This window comes from Vibrio sp. MMH1-50 (genome assembly GCF_022347645.1).
Lineage (GTDB): Bacteria > Pseudomonadota > Gammaproteobacteria > Enterobacterales > Vibrionaceae > Vibrio > Vibrio harveyi.
Window position 1 is genome coordinate 66,690 of record NZ_JAKRGG010000017.1, and the last position, 16,571, is coordinate 83,260.

Here is a 16,571-nt window from a genome sequence, read left to right on the forward strand (position 1 = left end):
ACAACCGCGTTACATAAGATCACTCATTAAGATCTCGTACTCTTCATTCGCTTCATCCACTAAATGGGAAAGCTCTAACGCATCGGTCTTAGCAAGATTAAACTGCCATGGGACCGTATCTTCTTTACCACAAATACGAGTTTGAGCACCGCTGCTTTCAAAAGAAAGATCATCAAACTCGGTGGTATGGTGTTCTTGAAGTTCGACAATTTCGACTTCCAATTTGCCGACGGGATTGACTTCAACATGGGCGTGTAAATCTGGGCTATTCGATAAACAATACTCTCGATGAACTGCAATCATGGCTACCTCCTTGGTCTGCCAACTGACAACTCATCAAACAGTGTAGACGAGGGAGTTTGAACGTGGGGTGAAATAATGATGAAGATTGATCCCAAATAAAAATGCAGCGGATTAATGCTCTTTACATTCTCAATTTTGATGGAGTCAAACTCTTATCTTCTGCATGTAATCACTTGCTCAATACGTTCTTCAATTGCTTGAATCGCTAATGTCACAGACATCGGCACATGAGCATGGTAAGGATGTAATACGTAAATTGGATTCACTTTTGAGGCTTGTGCATTAGGTACTGGTTCAAGGAGTGGATTCGAGTCCAGAATAAAATCAGGAACAACCCCAAAGCCCAATCCCATCTCTAAAAGACTCACCACATCAAACACGCTGTTCGCTCGATGCTTCACTGGGTATTGAACTTGGTGGTCTTGTTTCTCCAAAAAGAACGTATGAACAATGGGTTCGACCTGCCAATGTTGAGCGATATAAGAAGCATCTTCAATATCAGATTGCGTCCCTCTCGCGCGGCACAATACGTCACAAAACTGCCCGACTTTCCGCTGTTTAATGTTTGAATCACCAGACGCTCCAACTCGGATCGCAAGGTCAATATTCTGCTGAATGATATCGACATGTTTATCATCACTGATCAAATTTAAATGCACATCGGGGTAATCGGCAAAAGCAGCCGTTAAGGCAGGTAATACGATCGAGCGCATTAATGCGTTGGGAGCCGTCACTGTGATCACTCCCACTGGGGTTTGCTTCAACTCTGCTGCTTCTAGCCACGCCTCTTCCGCTTGCTTCGTCATTTGCGCGCACTGCTGATAAAAGCGCTCACCAGAGGGTGTCAACGTTTGCTTTCTGGTCGTGCGTTTAAGTAAACACGTATCCAACTCCCCCTCAAGTTGTTTGAGTGCAGAGCTCAGTACAGATTTAGAAAGTTCTAACTTCTCTGCGGCTTTGGAGATCGACCCACACTCTACAATATGAACGAATAGAGACATCAAACGCAGCTTATTCATCACTTTTCCTCATTGTTCTATTTAGCAGAACATTCTGTTCTTATTCGTTTGTTTTTCTAATTCAATTCTACCTCTATGATTGCCACATAAACAAACACCAAACACAGGAATTTCAGGATGACTCAATCAGTTTTAGAACGCGCTCAAGCAGGCATTTCAGCATGGCAAATCGCTTTTAATAATCAGGACGCTGCAGGATGCGCAGCACAATACGCCGAAGATGCAATCATGGTTGCCAAACCTTTTGGTACATTTGAAGGTCGTGAAGCAATTCAAGCATTCTGGCAAAACATCATGGACCAAGGTTTTAACAGCGTGGACTACACCAACACGAAATGGGAACAAGATAGCGAACAAGGTTACATTCTGACGTCCGATTGGACGATGAACAAAGCGTTTGGTGTGGTGCATAAAGAACTATGGGAGATCCAAGCTGACGGTCTTTCTCGTCTGACCTATGACGAGTTCGAAGTACTTGGCGAACGATAAAAGTTATTGATAGTTATCGCAAATATTTATTCAGTTACATTGACAATAAAATAACCAATCAATATCATTTCAGCCGGAAAAATGTGAACGAACATCACAATAATTATAATTACCCGTCTATTAATAAACAATTGGTTGAATATTTAATCATGTCAAAACTCTTTTTTGCGTCACTTTTGATGCTTTTATCATTTCAGTCTGCGGCGTTTACGCCCAAAGAAGTGTGCTTCGATCAAGATTCGGAGTTTATTGGATGGCTTACCGACGAAGAGTGTGCCGCTTTAAATGGCAACAGTCCTGATGACTTTACTCAAAACTCGGAATATTCACATCCTACGCGAGAGCCAATCGCAGAATCAGAAGAACCCGTAGTCATTGTCTTATAGTAATTAAGCCTCGACTATGAACATTCTTCCGAAAACAAAGAGCCCATTTCGCTGTATTTAAATGGGCTCTTTTTGTTTCCTTATCCCTGACAGGCGCATCCGGTAAACATAAAAAATCCCCAAGCCTGAATGACTTGGGGATTTTTGTTTTTAAGTAATCGTGCTTATCCCGTCTAACTTTTATTAAGCAAAGATAAAGCTGTATAAGTAACCCGCGCCCATTGCCATACTTAGGATGACAAATAGGAAAGCTGCAATCATTTGGTTCTTAAAGATAGATTTCAACAAAATCACTTCTGTAAGACTTGCGCCAGCGCTACCAATGATCAATGCCATAACTGAGCCCAATGCCATACCTTTTTGTACTAACGCCGCACTTAGTGGAATCACTGCCTCTGCACGGATGTACAATGGAATACCAATGATTGCTGCTACCGGAATCGCGTACCACTTCGCTTCACCTGCGTATTCTGCAATCAGATCCGTTGGGATGAAACCATAAATGAATGAACCAATCGCAATCCCCATCATTAGGTAAGGGAACACTTGTTTAAAGTCTTTCCAAGTTGAGTGCCAAATACGAACCCAACGGCTTGGTTGCTTCTCTTCGACAATCGTCGCTGTTGCAGTACCGTCTGATGAACAGCAAGATACTTCCACTTTAGGTTCAGCTTTTGGTGCATCACCACAACAAGATGTTTTCGCCACAACTGGAGCTGGTTCACCACAAGCGCTGGTACCACAGCTAGATGCTGGTTTCGCTTCTTCTTTTTTCTTGCTTGAGTCACCGCAAGAAGTACCGCATGAAGAAGAACCTACTGCTTCGTATGCTTCTGGTTTTACGTAGCGCTCAAACCCAAGTTTTTCAAGTACATAACCTGCTACTACTGATACTGTCATCGCAATAGCAAAGTAGAATACTGCCACTTTCCAACCAAAGGTCACCACAAACAAGCCAATGATCACTGGGTTAAGCAGTGGACTTGCAAATAGGAACACCATCATTGGTCCAAAACCCGCCCTTGCACGCAACAATCCTTTTAAGAAAGGAATCGTTGAACATGAACAGAAAGGCGTAATCGAGCCTAGCAACGCTGCAATAAAGTAGCCCTTACCCTTTTTAGAGCTCAGGATAGACTGAATTTTTTCTGGTGTTAGAAAGTCTTGCAACACACCCACGATATAGCTAATTGCTAGGAATAGAATGATTAGTTCGGTTGCAAGAAACGCAAACATATCAAGCGCTTCTTTGGCCATTGCCATGATTTCTGGATTCATATTTTATCTCCTACTGATGTCACATCAGTAACTGTAAATTTCCTAATGAAGCTGAATTCTTCATTTCTATTTTTCTCGAATTATAGAATTAAAAATCGATGCGTCAACCATTATATTTCGATAAATATCGAAATATAAATTTAACCCTTACTAATCAATAAATTAGATATTGAAATTTTCTTGTTTGCTATTCATCTACACTTTCACTATCATCGAAATGTATTTATCGTCAGTCATTCCAAGAGGTCAGTATGGAACTCGAAGCTGTAGCAAAAGCGCTCAAAGAGCTAGGACACCCTACCCGTCTATGTATCTATAAAGAGGTGGTTAAAGCGGGCTATGAAGGTATCGCAGTTGGTGGCGTACAAGATAAACTTGGCATTCCAGCTTCTACTCTTTCTCATCACATCTCGAGCCTTGCCTCAGCTGGCTTAATCAGTCAGCGTCGTGAAGGTCGTACTTTGTATTGTGTTGCTGAGTATGAATGTTTAGATACGGTTATTGGCTTCCTGCGTGACGAGTGTTGTATCAATGAAAACTGCTAACCTTGAATCGATTTGGAGCGAATACGAACACGCTATTCACGCCTTCTTGCGCTCTAAAGTCAGTAATGAAGATGACGTAGACGACCTCAAACAAGAGATCTTACTTAAGACTTATCAGAATCTCGGGGATATTCGTGATGTATCGAGCGTCAAGTCATGGCTATTCCAAATCGCTAATAACGCCATCATCGATTTCTACCGCAAACGTGCACGAAACCAGCGTGATAATGACCTCATCGCTGAAGATCTGTGGTTTGAAGAACAAGCAGCGAGTCTTAAACAAGAGTTGTCAAAGTGCATTGCACCGTTTGTGCAGGCGCTACCAGAAGAGCAATCGCAACTGCTCTCTTCTATTGAGCTTGAAGGTATGAGCCAAAAGAAGCTCGCAGAACAGCAAGGCATCAGCTACTCGACTCTCAAATCACGTGTTCAGAAAGGACGGGTAGAATTGAAAAAGCTGTTTGAAGAATGTTGTAGCTTCTCATTCGATAAACAAGGTCGCATGACAGATTGCAACCAAAACGGTTCTTCTTGCGATAAATGCTAAGCAGTTTTTAAACCTGCTTATCAAACCATTCGGTCACCAACGCCACCAGCTTTTGATGCACAGGGCTTAACGTATTGCCTCGCTTTAATAATACATAACCTGCACGACCTTCGTTCGCCATAAAGTCTATGTTTAAAGGGACAAATTCGCTCTTTTCATCATGAGCTTGCACTAAATGATGAGGAAGCAAGGCAAAGCCATCATTTTTCAATAATCGCATCAACACATCAATGTTGCTGATTCGGGAGATATTTGGTGACATCACCTGTTGATTGCCAAGTGCACTGGTACTGAAATTCTCTGCAATGTATTGGTGATGTGATGCGAGGTCCTGCAGAGTCACAACGGGGTTCTGCGCTATCGAGCTTTTCCGATGCGCATAGAAGGTAAACCTCGGATAGCCCAAGTTTATAAAAGACATCCCTTCAGTTGGGAACGCTTTACCACTGTTAAGTACCACCGCAAAATCCGCGTGTTTCGCCATAAGCATATCTAGCGCTTCATCTCGGCTACGATGTAACCAATGAATCGCTGTATTTTTGTATTGCTTACGCAGAGACAGGTCGATGTCTGCGATGGCATCACACGGCACCGACATGTCGTGACAAATCGTTATTTCCGGAACATCCCCTTGAGAGTAGCTATCACAAGAAAGTTCTAAAGCCTGCATTTGGTAAAGGATGTGCTTGGCTTGAGTAACTAACGTCGCCCCTACTTCCGTCAAGACTGGTGTTCTTCCTTTGCGTTCAAACAAGATCACATCCCAATCAATTTCGAGATCGCTGACTTGGTGATGCAGCGTCGCTCTGTCTTTTCCGATTACCCTTGCGGCTTGGCTAAACGATCCATGCTCCGCGACAGCAACAAATGCCGTAAGTTGGTCAAAACTGGCTCTGGGCATTAGAAGATCCTCAAACAATAAACCCGTTTATCTTAGCTCAACCGACATTCTTTTGTTGCAAAGTTTGCAACATAACTGAGATTACATGGTGAATATTCCACGTAATAATGACCTCGTATTGAAACGTTACGAGGGCAATTCAATGAAAGGTTTTAGCAAAAAAGTACTTCTAGCAGCATCAGTCGCAATGGCAGTCGGCAGCATCTCTACCGCAGCAAATGCGTGTTCACGTTTGGTTTGGGAGACTCAAGACCACGGTGTATTTGTCTCTCGTACCATGGATTGGATGGAAGCCAATCAGCCAACTATTGACGTTCGCCACGCAGGTCAAACCTACCGTGGATACGATAAAGGCGATGCGCTTACGTGGACATCGAAATACGCTTCTATCGGTGTAAGTATCTACGGCGTGGGCATTATTGACGGCTTTAACGAGAAAGGATTTGCGGCGAATGCATTGTTCTTGGATGAAGAGAACTCTGGCGCGCCACAAGCGGGAAAACAACAAGTTGAAAACTCGCGCTTTGTCGCTTACCTGATCGATAGTTTTGCATCCGTTGATGAAGCATTGAAGCACCTAGATTCAATCCAAATACAACAGTTCAGTCACAATGGCATTGAGATGAAGGGACATTACTCACTAGAGGATGCAAGTGGCGATTCTGCCGTATTGGAATACATTGATGGTGCTTGGCAAGTGCATCATGGCAAACAATATGACGTGATGACTAACAGCCCAGAGTACGCGCAACACTTGAAAAACTGGCAAGAAGCGCAACCAAAAGCGAAGAGTGATGTGAATGGTGAGTTCCCAATTCCGGGTAACATCAACTCTGCTCAGCGCTTTATCTGGAACAGCTATATGAAGGATCAGCTTAAAGAGCCAAGTAGCTACACCAATGGCATTGCGAAACTCGACAGTGTGACCTACAAAATCCCATTGGATGCAGCAAACCGCCCTGTGAATGGTGAAATGCGCGGCTACGCGACCATCTATGGTTTGGTGTACAACTTAGACCAAAAAGTGATGAACGTACGCTATCAGTATGATGACAGCTACACACAGTACTCAGTGGACTTTAACAAGTTGAATGACGGTCATAACTACACGATCAAAGCCGACTTACCGGATCTGTTTGGTGACATTTCATCTCGCTTAGAAAAAGGCGACGGCGTAATGGGTCAGCACTTAGTGAAATAGCTCTGATTATGTAAAAAAACAGAACTTGAAAGGTGTGTGGACAAAAGCACCATTCAAAAAAGCGCCGACATGCTCGGCGCTTTTCCTTTCTATTCGTTTTGTACTCAATGACACTGCTCTCGATAATGCCCAGGGGAGACTCCCCTCCAAGTGCTATACGCTCGAATGAATGAGTTCACTTCTTGAAAACCAAGCAAGAACGATATTTCAGCCAGCGACATTTGAGATTTCTCTAAATAGTGATCAGCAAGCTCTGCTCTCACCATTTGTAACACGGATTGATAACTTTCAGTTTCGGCCGTGAGCTTGCGTTGCAATGTACGTTTACTCATTGCTAGTTTGTCTGCCACCATTTCAATAGTACTGTTCCCCGCAGGCAATGACTCGATCAAGACCGCTCGAACACGTTCAACGGTTGACGCGCTGGAATCGAGATCGATGAGTTTCTGATTCAAGCCTTGCTCGAAAAAGCTCCACATTTGCGCATTTGACGTCACGAACGGATGTGCCGCATCTTCAGCGCTAAATCGCACCTCTACGCCATCACCTTTGACCAACTGGCAACCAAAGTAAGCTTGGTATTCCTCAAGGTTATAGGGAAGCTCAGGTAACGTAACCTGTAGCGGTTGCATCCGCTTTCTCGTCGCTAAACGTGCTAGTTGAGTAAAGAATACCACTTCTGTCAAAGCCAAAGATTTAGGCAGCGCTTGTCGTTGGCCATAGCAACTAATGCTGAGTTTTGTTTCTTTATCGGTAACGTTCAGCGTCATTACCATAGGTCCAATTAACGGCTTATATTGCTGAATCCGTTTGAGTGCGGTGTTCAAGTTCGGACTGCAAATAGCGGCAAAAATTGGAGCATCAAACCCCTCCACCGACATATGTTCAGCGAGGAGTAGCGGCATCTCGCGCTCACCAGAGGCTTGCTCAACCCCAACCCAAAGCTGAAAGTACTCGTCTGGGCTAAGCGTTGCCTTTTCTCGATTGAATAAGTCGACAGGTAACTTGGCGTATGCCAGCACCAATTGCGGGTCGATATCCATATCGTTAAGCAGCACTTTCCAACTCTGAGGTACGCTGAACTGACTCGCTCGCTTGATCATATCTGATTCCTAAGCACTTTTTTCCATGGTTTGACGCGATATTTTTAGCACCAATTTTCTTGGTAGGAAAGGCACAATCCATTCAAGCATGAACTTCAAACCACCTTCGTTGAAGGCCACCAACTTGCCTTGTTCCATAGCGCTATAGCCACACTCAGCAACAGAACGAGGAGACTTAGCATTTTTGAAGACTTCCACTCCTTGTAAATCCCCTGCGGCAACAAAACCCGTCGCTACCGCACCCGGACACAAAGCTGTGGCAGTTACGTTGGTGTCTCTCAGCTCTTCTGCTATCGCTTGGGTAAACGAAGTAACATAAGCCTTAGTTGCGTAGTACACCGCTTGCAATGGACCTGGCATAAACGACGCCGTTGATGACACATTTAAGATCTTACCATGATTGCGTGCCACCATACCTTGCAGATACAAGTGAGTCAGATTGGTTAACGTCACCATATTAAGTTGCATCATGGCTTGGTCCGCCACGAGATCACGTTCATGGAATTTTCCGTGACCACCAAAGCCAGCGTTGTTAATGAGCATATCAATTTGCAACCCTTGCGCTTCGGTTTGCTCAAACACACGTGTAGCAGAATCAGCCTGAGTCAAATCCTCTGCAATCACAGCAATCTGAACCTTGTGTTTATCGCGAAGCTCTGATGCCAGTGCCTCTAGCTTGTCTTTAGAGCGGGCTACAAGCACTAAGTCTCCACCCTTTTCGGCGTGTATACGCGCTAATTCTTCACCGATACCACCTGATGCGCCTGTAATTAATGCTGTATTTGCCATGTGCTTGTCCTCTTAATGTTCTGACTGATTCGCTGTTGGTCACAGCGTAGTTGGTATGGACACAGTTTATGCAATCCAATCACGCCACACACTGGCAAAAGATGCCATCTTGCTCGCCAATCGTGCCACTCATTAAGAGACCTCTGATTACAGAAATTTATTACATTCAAAACAAATGATAATTTTTAGCTCACTTATGTGATGGCTAACATATCGAAATGACTTCAAGGTGCGTGGGAATACGCATCGAACAACATGGAAATTTCCAACTATTCTAACTTTGTTGGGCTGCATAAATCTGGGTTCCAAACCCTCTGGGGAAACGAATGAAAGCAATCACCTATCAAAAAGATCAAGATACCTTTACTTATACTGACATCGATACGCCAGAGATAAACGGCAGCTTCGATGTACTAGTGAAAGTTCATGCCGTTGGGCTCAATCCTGTCGATGCAAAAGTAAACCTTTGGCACGAGATGGTCGACGGGATAGATGATACATTCGTTGGTGGTCTCGATGTTTCGGGGGAAATCGTTGCCATTGGCGACAAGGTATCAGGTTGGCAGGTGGGCGATCGCGTACTCTACCATGGCAACATGCGTCGAATGAGCGGTGGCTTTGCCGAATACGCAATTCAGGACTCGCGCACGCTGGTTACGCATCCTGATGTTGATCCAGAAATCGCAGCCGCTTCTCCATGTGCAGGTTGGACGGCTTATCGAGCCCTTGTCGACAAGCTGAACATTTCTACCCGTAAGAGTATCTTTATTGCGGGCGGCTCTGGTGGCGTTGGTAGTTTTGCTATTCAGTTAGCTCGCTTCTTCGGCGTAGAAACCATCATAACCACAAGCTCTGCTGCAAACCATGATTTCGTACGTTCGTTGGGTGCAACACACGTAATTGACTACAAACAAGAGAATGTACGTGAGCAAGTTATGTCAATTACTGAAGACTTAGGAGTGGAAGTATCTTTGGATTGCGTTGGTGGCGACAACGACATCTTATGCGCCTCTGTGCTTGGCTTTGAAGGTGAAATGGTTGAACTAGTAAGAACAACTCGCGCAACAGAATACCCAGGCGCTTTCCTGCAAGGGCTCACTTTTCATCAGTTGAGTCTAGGCTCAGGGCATGTTCATGGTGAACAAGGCTTTGCTTCTATGGTTAACGCTGGGGTGGAATTCTCGCATATGTTAGAACGCGGAGAGGTTATGGTGCCAAAATTGGAAGTGGTAGAACTAAAAGACGTCGCTCAAGCTCTAGTCTTTATTCGTCAGCAACGAACGGTCGGAAAAATCGTCGCGAAGCTCATCGACTAAGCACTCAATCCCAAGCGACAAAAAGGAAAAGGAAGCGCAAACTCCAAAGCAGTTTGCGCTTCAAGGGGTATTATTTCTCTACAAGCAGCATCGCCGATTTTGCTGCCACTTTAATCTCTTCAGTACAAGGCATCTCTTCGCCTGTCATCATGTCTACCAAGGCTTTATTCAAGGTAAGTTGTAGTGATTGCGCTCGTGAAGATTTATTCAGCACTAAGATGCCCTTTTCACCACGTTGCAACACCAACATATCGTCGTTACCTTCAAGCACCGTCATCGGTTCACCATGCACTAGGTTATGGAACGCTACCATCTTCGCCATACGCGCATCTTGCCACGCATTTTGCCATCTTGGTCGACCATCTGCGCCCTTTATGCCACTGGTATCCAAATCTGTGTAAACAAGTGGTACACCTCCATCGCGGCCTAGGATATAGGCATACGCTAGCCACTCATTCTCTTCATCCATGACTAAATCCAAGAACACATCGTTATTTGGAATATCGTGAGTGATGGCAAAAGTAATGGCTCGACGGTTCGACAACGCTTGGCCAAAACAGTACGGGTCGATCAAAGACTTAAAGCTGCCTTTCTTTGAGAACGCCTTAAAGATGGTTGAGAACAACGGAAAGTCATATGCACCCAATCGTGTCTCTTTCAAATACGGTTCCAAGAACAGCTCATACTCTTCTTCTGTTGCGCCACCATCGGTGATGATCTCACCAAAGATATGCACATCTCGCGTGATCTCTTCTGTCCAAACCAGCTTTAGGTGCTCTAGGGTCATATGCTTCGCAGCATCGATACGGAAACCTTTCACACCCATTGACTTAAGCGCCTTTAAATACGCTTTTTGCTGCTCAACAACGTGCTTGCATACACGCAAAGTTGGTAAACCAGGATCGGTAGGACCACCAGTGATTCGACCGTTTTGCACTTGCCATTTGTCTTTCCAATCTTTGATCCCAAAGGCTTCAACAAAGTCATTTTCGTCAAATAGCGGCTCAGATAAATCGCCAAATAGAATCAGGTCTTGATACTTGCTCGCATTTTGTTGGTAGTCGTCCATCACGCCTTGACGTGGATACTGTAGATCCGGACGAAGGTGCGCTTCGTTCGCCATATGATTAAAAACGACATCGGCATAAACCAGTACGCCTACATGATTGAGTGCTTCAATCATGTTTTTGAAATCTACTGTGTTACCGAGTGCATTGTCGATAATCCGATAATCTTGAGGTTGGTAACGCTGCCACCAGCGTTCGTCTTGTGCGCTTTTCATCGGTGGAGAAACCAACACCGAGCCATAACCTAGCTCGCTGATTTCCGATGCGCGTTGGGCAATGTCAGCATACTTCCAATCAAAAGCGTGCAAGATAACATTTGCACCTGTTGATAGTGTTTCCTGTAAGCCACTCATGTTTCTCTCCTCGTCGCGTTCGCTCACCCATTGTTACTCAAATTCGTCGTGAGCGAATCCAATAGCCGAAATTATAAGAACTATTGACGCGTCGCCCTCACCCCTTTTGTGTTTCTGCTAGGGGGAAAAACAAGGCGTAGCTCATCCCTTGTTAAGGGTTAAACGTGTGTTTAAAAGCACTTTAACACCATAGAGATAACTAGACATGAAAACATGAACCACTAAGCATCTGTTTTATAAATACTTTATTAAACTCATCATAACCCATGCTTGATCAAGCTAATACGCCTTTTCTCAATAAGAATGAGAGAAAAGAGCGCAACAAGACCATATGTAACAAATATTTAAGAAAGTGAAACTGCTGCTTACGTCACAGTTGGTGCGAATAATAAAACGCTCAAAGTGAAACCTATCCCTTTAATCACCCTTTAGATGGATAAAGAATCCATCAAGTTCAACACTTTAGAACTACACAGCAATATATAGAGCAATGAAACTATGAAGCGCGTCGTCACCTAACTATAGGGTGGTCACCTTTTAAAATTACATATGCAACAATTTGTACTTATTTTTGAGTGCATGAGGAAAAACATGTCTTTTTGGGGAGTTACATTCGCGATCTGCATTCAGCTGGTTACTGCAGGCATTTTTGGAATGGTCGTAGCGGCTTGGATTGCTTTTAAAGCAGAAACTTATGATAAAAACGATTACCAACATATGTTTTTCCTCGTTAATTTTATCTGCTTTATCCTAGCGCTATTTGCCTCTGTCGGGTTATTAATCTACGGTCTTATTTTTAGTGACTCATCTCATTACTATCAATATCTAGGGCTGCCTTGGTTTTTTGCTCTGACTGGTTTTTCGTACCACATATACTGCCATTTAAGGTACAACAAAGCATACCGCATGAAGGAAATGCAAATGTGGCGCGAGCACTGGTATGAAACGTTAGAAATAGAAACCGATGAGGATTTATCTAAGTTCAAACTTGACGATGTCATTCGATTTGGCGCTTGGAAAGCAAGCTCAGAAAAGCAAGCCTCTTGTCTCGATATTTTACCTGCAGGAGAAGAGGTCTATCAGCGGGTTCAACAAGCAAAAGCACTGGCGGCAACCAAAGTACCAGCAGGCGACCAGATGGTGCTCAATAAGCTAAAAGAGTTTGAAGCCTCTGTTTCAACAGTGTATCGCCTCTCATACAAAGCAAGTCATGCGTTTGGATTCAAGAATGACGAATCTCACTCCTTTCAACGTAATGTCCGTAGAGGGAACAAAGATACCTACCCAGACCTTGAAGACGAAGTTTCGAAAGTACTGGATGCTCTAAATGAAATTGCCATCGTCACGATATCCAACAACTCGGGCGAGACAATGATCGATGCGCACATCTTTTTGCAATATGCATTAGAAGGGTTATTTGGTGAGCAGGAAATACTGACGAACTATGTACTATGGACTTATGTAGAACACTTTTATCACGTCAACCCATTCCAATTAGCACTAGAGTTATCGCAAATGGGCGTGAAGGTCCTCAAGAAAGACGGTGAAATCTTTGTCTTTGTCGAAGAGCCAGAACAATCATCGCTACGGTTAGAGGACTTCAATTCAGGAACTCAGTATGCAATGAGTACTAGCTAAAGAAAAAGCCAAGTGATGCTTGGCTTTTTTAATTTTAAGTACGGTACCACATCTAAACAGCATGCTCATTACGCTGTACTTTTTAAAGCGCTCAAAGTCTGTTATTTGCTCCGCTGTTGTTCTTACAACTTTTTGATCATAAGTTTTATTGATTGGTGTTCTTCTGTAGCATGAAACGGCTTCGTACCATTAAAAAGAAATTCGTCATATTTCACACTTGCTTTTGCACTGAACCCCATTCTCTCAAACACATATTGTGAACGAGAACCCGCAGATTCAGCTTGCACAAAACGGAAACCAAGTGCCCGACCATTATTAAGCACTGCGTTAATCAACGCAGAGGCAATACCTTGACCACTGTGATCATTGCGAACACCGATAAACTTAACTTGTAAATAGGAACGCTCAGGAACAGTAAGCGTCTCAAAGTATTTTGAATTGAGCTCTTTGAGAATAGCCATCATTGAATCATCATCAGCATTGTCAAAAGATAATGCTTCTTTGAGGTCACAACACAATACGCCAGCAATAATTTCATTGTTGCTATCAACTGCGACATAACCTAGATTGCTTTCCACGTTGGTCACACTCATATATGTCAAGTAATCTAGAAACTCTTCGTTGACATGTTCGCTGTCAACTTGATTGCTAGCAAACGAGTCGAAAATAACTTTAGCTACAGAGTCGATGTGTTTGTGTGTAATTGGTTCGATTGTAAATGGCATAATGCACTCCATTGGGAGTAGCACAACAGATGCACTACTCCATGATTAAAAGTAGTGCCAAGGAATCTAAAGGTGAATTCTTGCGGGGCAAGGAGCGGAATAACCAACCGCTCTTTATCGTTTTAGGCGAAGGAATTGTAGATTAATAGTTCGCAGAAGGGAATAATTTTTGCCTACGGTCTAGCATCTCTAGGCAGAAACTATTAACTAAGTACGGTAAAGAACCTTCACAACGTGCCAGCCGAATTTAGTTTTTACTAGGTGCGGAGTTAGAACCTCACCTGAAAAGCAAACTTTGTCGAACTGTGGCACCATTTGACCACGGCGAAACTCACCTAGGTCGCCACCACGTTTACCAGATGGACAAGTTGAGTATTTCTTTGCCAACGTCTGGAATTTAGCACCTTTCTTAAGTTGCTTAATGATGTCTTCAGCTTGTTCTTTGTGCTTTACCAGAATGTGTAAAGCGGCTGCTGTATTTGCCATGTGTTTGTCTCTCACTGTTCGGGTGGCGCAAGTTTACCGAAACGCTTCAATATCGCAATAATTTCTCAAATTCAGGCTCTATCTTCATCCATTAATGATCGGAACTCGCGGACAAGTTGATGAAAAGTTACCCATTATTGAACGTTATTTCTCTCTTTATTTGTTCTATTTCCTAAAAAGCTCATTTTTCCACGCTCTACGGTTGAAGCTGTCGCCTTATAAGATTAGATTAGTTACATAAATCAGTGATATTGATAAGGTTATTTTCATGGCAAAAGTCGCAAGTAAAGCGAACCAATCTCAGGGCATGTTGGTGTTTAAACTCACCCTGCAACAGAACTTCGCAATTGGCACACTTAAAGTCCGTGAAATTGTTCCTTACATGCCAACGACCAAGATTCCATATTCTCATCACCACGTGATTGGGACCGTCACGATTCGTGACTTAACGGTACCAGTGATTGATATGGCAGCAGCGATTGGATTCCGTCCGATTCAAGAAGAGGAATACAAAAACTGCTATCTGATCGTGACAGATTGCTTGCGCACGGTGGTTGCGTTCATGGTACGAAGTATCGAGAAAATCATCGAATGTGACTGGAAAGCAATTGAAACGCCACCAGAAAGTGCAGGTCACAACATCTTTGTTACTGGCATTACTCGCTATGAAGAGAAAATCGTCCAAATGTTAGATGTCGAGCTTCTGCTTTCGAAGATCTACCCTCAATATGAAAACACTAAGATTCCTATGCTGACAGACATTGAGCGTGAACGCCTGAAAGCCTTGAGTATCCTTTTAGTTGACGACTCTTCGATTGCACGCAAACAGTTAAGTGACGCGTTGGATCGCATCAATATCCCTTATCAAATTTGCAAAAATGGCTCTGATGCACTCGATTTAATGAAGCGAGAAGCAGAAGAAAACCGCCCTATTGATCTTCTAGTAAGTGATATCGAAATGCCAGGATTGGACGGTTATGAACTTGCGTTTGAAGTTCAAAACGATTCCGCACTGAACAACTCTTACCGTATTCTTCACACCTCTCTCTCTAGCGAGATTTGTGTTGACCGAGCTCACCAAGTTGGCGCTCATGAAGCACTAGAGAAGTTCAATGCAGGAGAATTGATTGAAGCTATGCTGCGCGGCGCAAAAGAGCTAGAAGCAAAAGCGATGGCATCATAACGACTTTAGTTTGTCTCGTTATTTACTTGGCATCGTGTAGCTGCGAGACACAAACTCCGTTTCTTCCACTTGATAAATGTGATTGATATAGGAAGCCAAGCTATAAAGCACGTTAGCTAGCAGGTTTGAATAGCGGAACAAAATTGGGGCGGGTTGCTTCTTACATGAATGCTCTACCGCAACCAATGCACGAACGACCTTCTTGGCTTGGCAGCGACACAAATGTAATTGGCTGGAAGTTGGGTGACCACCGGGAAGTACAAACCCCTTAAAACCACCGTCAATGCGCGCTTTAATTGCGTCGTAGTCAGCTTTTAACTCATCAACTTCCGCTTCTGTGATTGCGAGCTTGCCGCGGATAGAGCCGTTCACATGGTACACGTTTGGCTGCATGCGAGTTAGGACGTCGCGACTAAAATCATCTAACTCCATCGATAGCACAAGCCCAATTCGACTGCACAACTCGTCTGCCGTAATTTCAAAATCGCAGACCGGACTGTCTTCATAAATGAATGGGTAACAAATCTCGCCAAGTTCCTTACTTACTGGTCTCATGCTCTTTCTCTGTACTTTTGGTCTAATAAAAAGGGAGTCATTATAACCTAACTCCCTTTGGGCATTCACACCCGTTTAGACGATCATAAGTTAGAAAGCCAGCTTACGCTTTTTCGACTCTCTTGTGACCTTCTTGAAGGTGAACAAAATCAACCAAATCATCACCAGACACTTGGTAAGCCTGACCAAAACCTTTTACGAATAGACCTTGCTCTGCTTTTAGGTTAAATAGAACAAAGTCTTCTAGTTGGCTTAGACCGTCGATGATTTCACCAAAACGATCTTTCATTTGACCAACAACTTGCTGCCACATTTCAGAGTCACGTTCTACAACTGTCGCAACCGCATCAAACGTTAGACGCTTGCGAGCAAACAACTGCTTAGATGAATCCTCATCTTCAATCATCATCAAAGATACGTTTGGATTCTCAAGCAGATTGCGCGCGTGACGAGCAATCTGAGAAATAAGAACGAAGTAACCTTCCTGGTTTTGTACGTATGGGGCGTAACTTACGTTTGGACGACCTTCTGCATCAACTGTTGCTAGTTGAATCGTACGGCGCTCCTGACGAAATTCCTTAATTTCTGGTCCTAGACGACCTTGTAAACGCTCTTGTTTAACTTGCTGATCCATTTTGATACCTAACTTTACTTGTTTTGTGTTTCCGAATTTAAACTCGGTTATTC

General features: G+C 43.6%; 19 protein-coding genes. 8 read left to right on the forward strand and 11 right to left on the reverse strand.

The annotated features are described in order from the left end of the window. Positions 1-9 precede the first annotated feature (9 nt). Together MHO32_RS14180 and MHO32_RS14185 are read right to left on the reverse strand one after the other, a co-directional pair. Complete coding sequence (locus MHO32_RS14180; protein ID WP_005452495.1) at positions 10-303, reverse strand: hypothetical protein; 294 nt, start codon at positions 301-303, stop codon at positions 10-12. A 152-nt stretch (positions 304-455) separates the two neighbouring features. Continuing rightward, on the reverse strand, positions 456-1,322 hold the full coding sequence (locus tag MHO32_RS14185; protein WP_239212613.1) for a LysR family transcriptional regulator: 867 nt from the start codon (positions 1,320-1,322) through the stop codon (positions 456-458). Positions 1,323-1,439: 117 nt separating this feature from the next. On the opposite strand from MHO32_RS14185, the gene MHO32_RS14190 reads away from it, so the two are divergent. After that, the gene (locus tag MHO32_RS14190; RefSeq protein ID WP_009696409.1) at positions 1,440-1,811 is read left to right on the forward strand and encodes a YybH family protein; all 372 of its coding nucleotides are present in this window, start codon (positions 1,440-1,442) and stop codon (positions 1,809-1,811) included. A gap of 149 nt (positions 1,812-1,960) precedes the next feature. Further along, complete coding sequence (locus tag MHO32_RS14195) at positions 1,961-2,197, forward strand: hypothetical protein (protein ID WP_005452502.1); 237 nt, start codon at positions 1,961-1,963, stop codon at positions 2,195-2,197. Between the two features lie 183 nt (positions 2,198-2,380). Here the strand turns inward: MHO32_RS14195 and MHO32_RS14200 are convergent, their stop codons facing one another. After that, positions 2,381-3,475, reverse strand: a complete 1,095-nt coding sequence (locus MHO32_RS14200) for a permease (protein WP_050907286.1) — start codon at positions 3,473-3,475, stop codon at positions 2,381-2,383. A gap of 251 nt (positions 3,476-3,726) precedes the next feature. Between MHO32_RS14200 and MHO32_RS14205 the strand changes: the two genes are divergently transcribed. Together MHO32_RS14205 and sigZ are read left to right on the forward strand one after the other, a co-directional pair. Next, the gene (locus MHO32_RS14205; protein ID WP_005433559.1) at positions 3,727-4,020 is read left to right on the forward strand and encodes an ArsR/SmtB family transcription factor; all 294 of its coding nucleotides are present in this window, start codon (positions 3,727-3,729) and stop codon (positions 4,018-4,020) included. Then, on the forward strand, positions 4,007-4,567 hold the full coding sequence (sigZ, locus tag MHO32_RS14210; protein WP_045486667.1) for an RNA polymerase sigma factor SigZ: 561 nt from the start codon (positions 4,007-4,009) through the stop codon (positions 4,565-4,567). The genes MHO32_RS14205 and sigZ overlap by 14 nt, the downstream gene beginning before the upstream one ends. Positions 4,568-4,574: 7 nt before the next feature. On the opposite strand, the gene MHO32_RS14215 is transcribed toward sigZ, so the two are convergent. After that, entirely contained in the window at positions 4,575-5,468 is an 894-nt protein-coding gene (locus MHO32_RS14215; RefSeq protein WP_050907787.1) for a LysR family transcriptional regulator, read from the reverse strand. A gap of 85 nt (positions 5,469-5,553) precedes the next feature. Here MHO32_RS14215 and MHO32_RS14220 point away from each other — a divergent pair, with 85 nt between their 5' ends. Then, on the forward strand, positions 5,554-6,669 hold the full coding sequence (locus MHO32_RS14220; protein ID WP_239212622.1) for a linear amide C-N hydrolase: 1,116 nt from the start codon (positions 5,554-5,556) through the stop codon (positions 6,667-6,669). A 104-nt stretch (positions 6,670-6,773) separates the two neighbouring features. Here the strand turns inward: MHO32_RS14220 and MHO32_RS14225 are convergent, their stop codons facing one another. Continuing rightward, positions 6,774-7,772 (reverse strand): AraC family transcriptional regulator, encoded by a 999-nt coding sequence (locus tag MHO32_RS14225; RefSeq protein ID WP_080994934.1) that lies wholly within the window; start codon positions 7,770-7,772, stop codon positions 6,774-6,776. Between the two features lie 9 nt (positions 7,773-7,781). Continuing rightward, on the reverse strand, positions 7,782-8,561 hold the full coding sequence (locus MHO32_RS14230; RefSeq protein ID WP_239212624.1) for an SDR family NAD(P)-dependent oxidoreductase: 780 nt from the start codon (positions 8,559-8,561) through the stop codon (positions 7,782-7,784). Between the two features lie 326 nt (positions 8,562-8,887). Between MHO32_RS14230 and MHO32_RS14235 the strand changes: the two genes are divergently transcribed. Next, positions 8,888-9,877 carry a zinc-binding dehydrogenase gene (locus tag MHO32_RS14235; protein ID WP_239212634.1) on the forward strand — a complete coding sequence of 330 codons (990 nt, stop codon included), beginning with the start codon at positions 8,888-8,890 and terminating at the stop codon, positions 9,875-9,877. Between the two features lie 70 nt (positions 9,878-9,947). On the opposite strand, the gene MHO32_RS14240 is transcribed toward MHO32_RS14235, so the two are convergent. Beyond that, positions 9,948-11,297 (reverse strand): alpha-amylase family protein, encoded by a 1,350-nt coding sequence (locus MHO32_RS14240; protein ID WP_009701681.1) that lies wholly within the window; start codon positions 11,295-11,297, stop codon positions 9,948-9,950. Positions 11,298-11,888: 591 nt separating this feature from the next. Between MHO32_RS14240 and MHO32_RS14245 the strand changes: the two genes are divergently transcribed. Then, on the forward strand, positions 11,889-12,935 hold the full coding sequence (locus MHO32_RS14245) for a hypothetical protein (RefSeq protein WP_239212636.1): 1,047 nt from the start codon (positions 11,889-11,891) through the stop codon (positions 12,933-12,935). Between the two features lie 122 nt (positions 12,936-13,057). Here the strand turns inward: MHO32_RS14245 and MHO32_RS14250 are convergent, their stop codons facing one another. After that, positions 13,058-13,660: a GNAT family N-acetyltransferase gene (locus MHO32_RS14250; RefSeq protein WP_239212638.1), complete on the reverse strand. Its 603-nt coding sequence runs from the start codon at positions 13,658-13,660 to the stop codon at positions 13,058-13,060. A gap of 207 nt (positions 13,661-13,867) precedes the next feature. Further along, complete coding sequence (gene ppiC, locus MHO32_RS14255) at positions 13,868-14,161, reverse strand: peptidylprolyl isomerase PpiC (protein WP_079722410.1); 294 nt, start codon at positions 14,159-14,161, stop codon at positions 13,868-13,870. A 253-nt stretch (positions 14,162-14,414) separates the two neighbouring features. Between ppiC and MHO32_RS14260 the strand changes: the two genes are divergently transcribed. Further along, positions 14,415-15,329, forward strand: a complete 915-nt coding sequence (locus MHO32_RS14260) for a chemotaxis protein (protein WP_005452523.1) — start codon at positions 14,415-14,417, stop codon at positions 15,327-15,329. Between the two features lie 18 nt (positions 15,330-15,347). On the opposite strand, the gene MHO32_RS14265 is transcribed toward MHO32_RS14260, so the two are convergent. After that, positions 15,348-15,884, reverse strand: a complete 537-nt coding sequence (locus MHO32_RS14265; protein WP_239212640.1) for an ATP:cob(I)alamin adenosyltransferase — start codon at positions 15,882-15,884, stop codon at positions 15,348-15,350. Positions 15,885-15,987: 103 nt separating this feature from the next. Next, entirely contained in the window at positions 15,988-16,518 is a 531-nt protein-coding gene (gene hutZ / locus MHO32_RS14270; protein ID WP_005452526.1) for a heme utilization protein HutZ, read from the reverse strand. Positions 16,519-16,571 lie beyond the last annotated feature (53 nt).

Bases quoted from the DNA above. Each gene is read 5' to 3' on its own strand.
- MHO32_RS14180 (WP_005452495.1), bottom strand. From the start codon at position 303: ATGATTGCAGTTCATCGAGAGTATTGTTTATCGAATAGCCCAGATTTA.
- MHO32_RS14185 (WP_239212613.1), bottom strand. From the start codon at position 1,322: ATGAATAAGCTGCGTTTGATGTCTCTATTCGTTCATATTGTAGAGTGT.
- MHO32_RS14190 (WP_009696409.1), top strand. From the start codon at position 1,440: ATGACTCAATCAGTTTTAGAACGCGCTCAAGCAGGCATTTCAGCATGG.
- MHO32_RS14195 (WP_005452502.1), top strand. From the start codon at position 1,961: ATGTCAAAACTCTTTTTTGCGTCACTTTTGATGCTTTTATCATTTCAG.
- MHO32_RS14200 (WP_050907286.1), bottom strand. From the start codon at position 3,475: ATGAATCCAGAAATCATGGCAATGGCCAAAGAAGCGCTTGATATGTTT.
- MHO32_RS14205 (WP_005433559.1), top strand. From the start codon at position 3,727: ATGGAACTCGAAGCTGTAGCAAAAGCGCTCAAAGAGCTAGGACACCCT.
- sigZ (WP_045486667.1), top strand. From the start codon at position 4,007: ATGAAAACTGCTAACCTTGAATCGATTTGGAGCGAATACGAACACGCT.
- MHO32_RS14215 (WP_050907787.1), bottom strand. From the start codon at position 5,468: ATGCCCAGAGCCAGTTTTGACCAACTTACGGCATTTGTTGCTGTCGCG.
- MHO32_RS14220 (WP_239212622.1), top strand. From the start codon at position 5,554: ATGGTGAATATTCCACGTAATAATGACCTCGTATTGAAACGTTACGAG.
- MHO32_RS14225 (WP_080994934.1), bottom strand. From the start codon at position 7,772: ATGATCAAGCGAGCGAGTCAGTTCAGCGTACCTCAGAGTTGGAAAGTG.
- MHO32_RS14230 (WP_239212624.1), bottom strand. From the start codon at position 8,561: ATGGCAAATACAGCATTAATTACAGGCGCATCAGGTGGTATCGGTGAA.
- MHO32_RS14235 (WP_239212634.1), top strand. From the start codon at position 8,888: ATGAAAGCAATCACCTATCAAAAAGATCAAGATACCTTTACTTATACT.
- MHO32_RS14240 (WP_009701681.1), bottom strand. From the start codon at position 11,297: ATGAGTGGCTTACAGGAAACACTATCAACAGGTGCAAATGTTATCTTG.
- MHO32_RS14245 (WP_239212636.1), top strand. From the start codon at position 11,889: ATGTCTTTTTGGGGAGTTACATTCGCGATCTGCATTCAGCTGGTTACT.
- MHO32_RS14250 (WP_239212638.1), bottom strand. From the start codon at position 13,660: ATGCCATTTACAATCGAACCAATTACACACAAACACATCGACTCTGTA.
- MHO32_RS14260 (WP_005452523.1), top strand. From the start codon at position 14,415: ATGGCAAAAGTCGCAAGTAAAGCGAACCAATCTCAGGGCATGTTGGTG.
- MHO32_RS14265 (WP_239212640.1), bottom strand. From the start codon at position 15,884: ATGAGACCAGTAAGTAAGGAACTTGGCGAGATTTGTTACCCATTCATT.
- hutZ (WP_005452526.1), bottom strand. From the start codon at position 16,518: ATGGATCAGCAAGTTAAACAAGAGCGTTTACAAGGTCGTCTAGGACCA.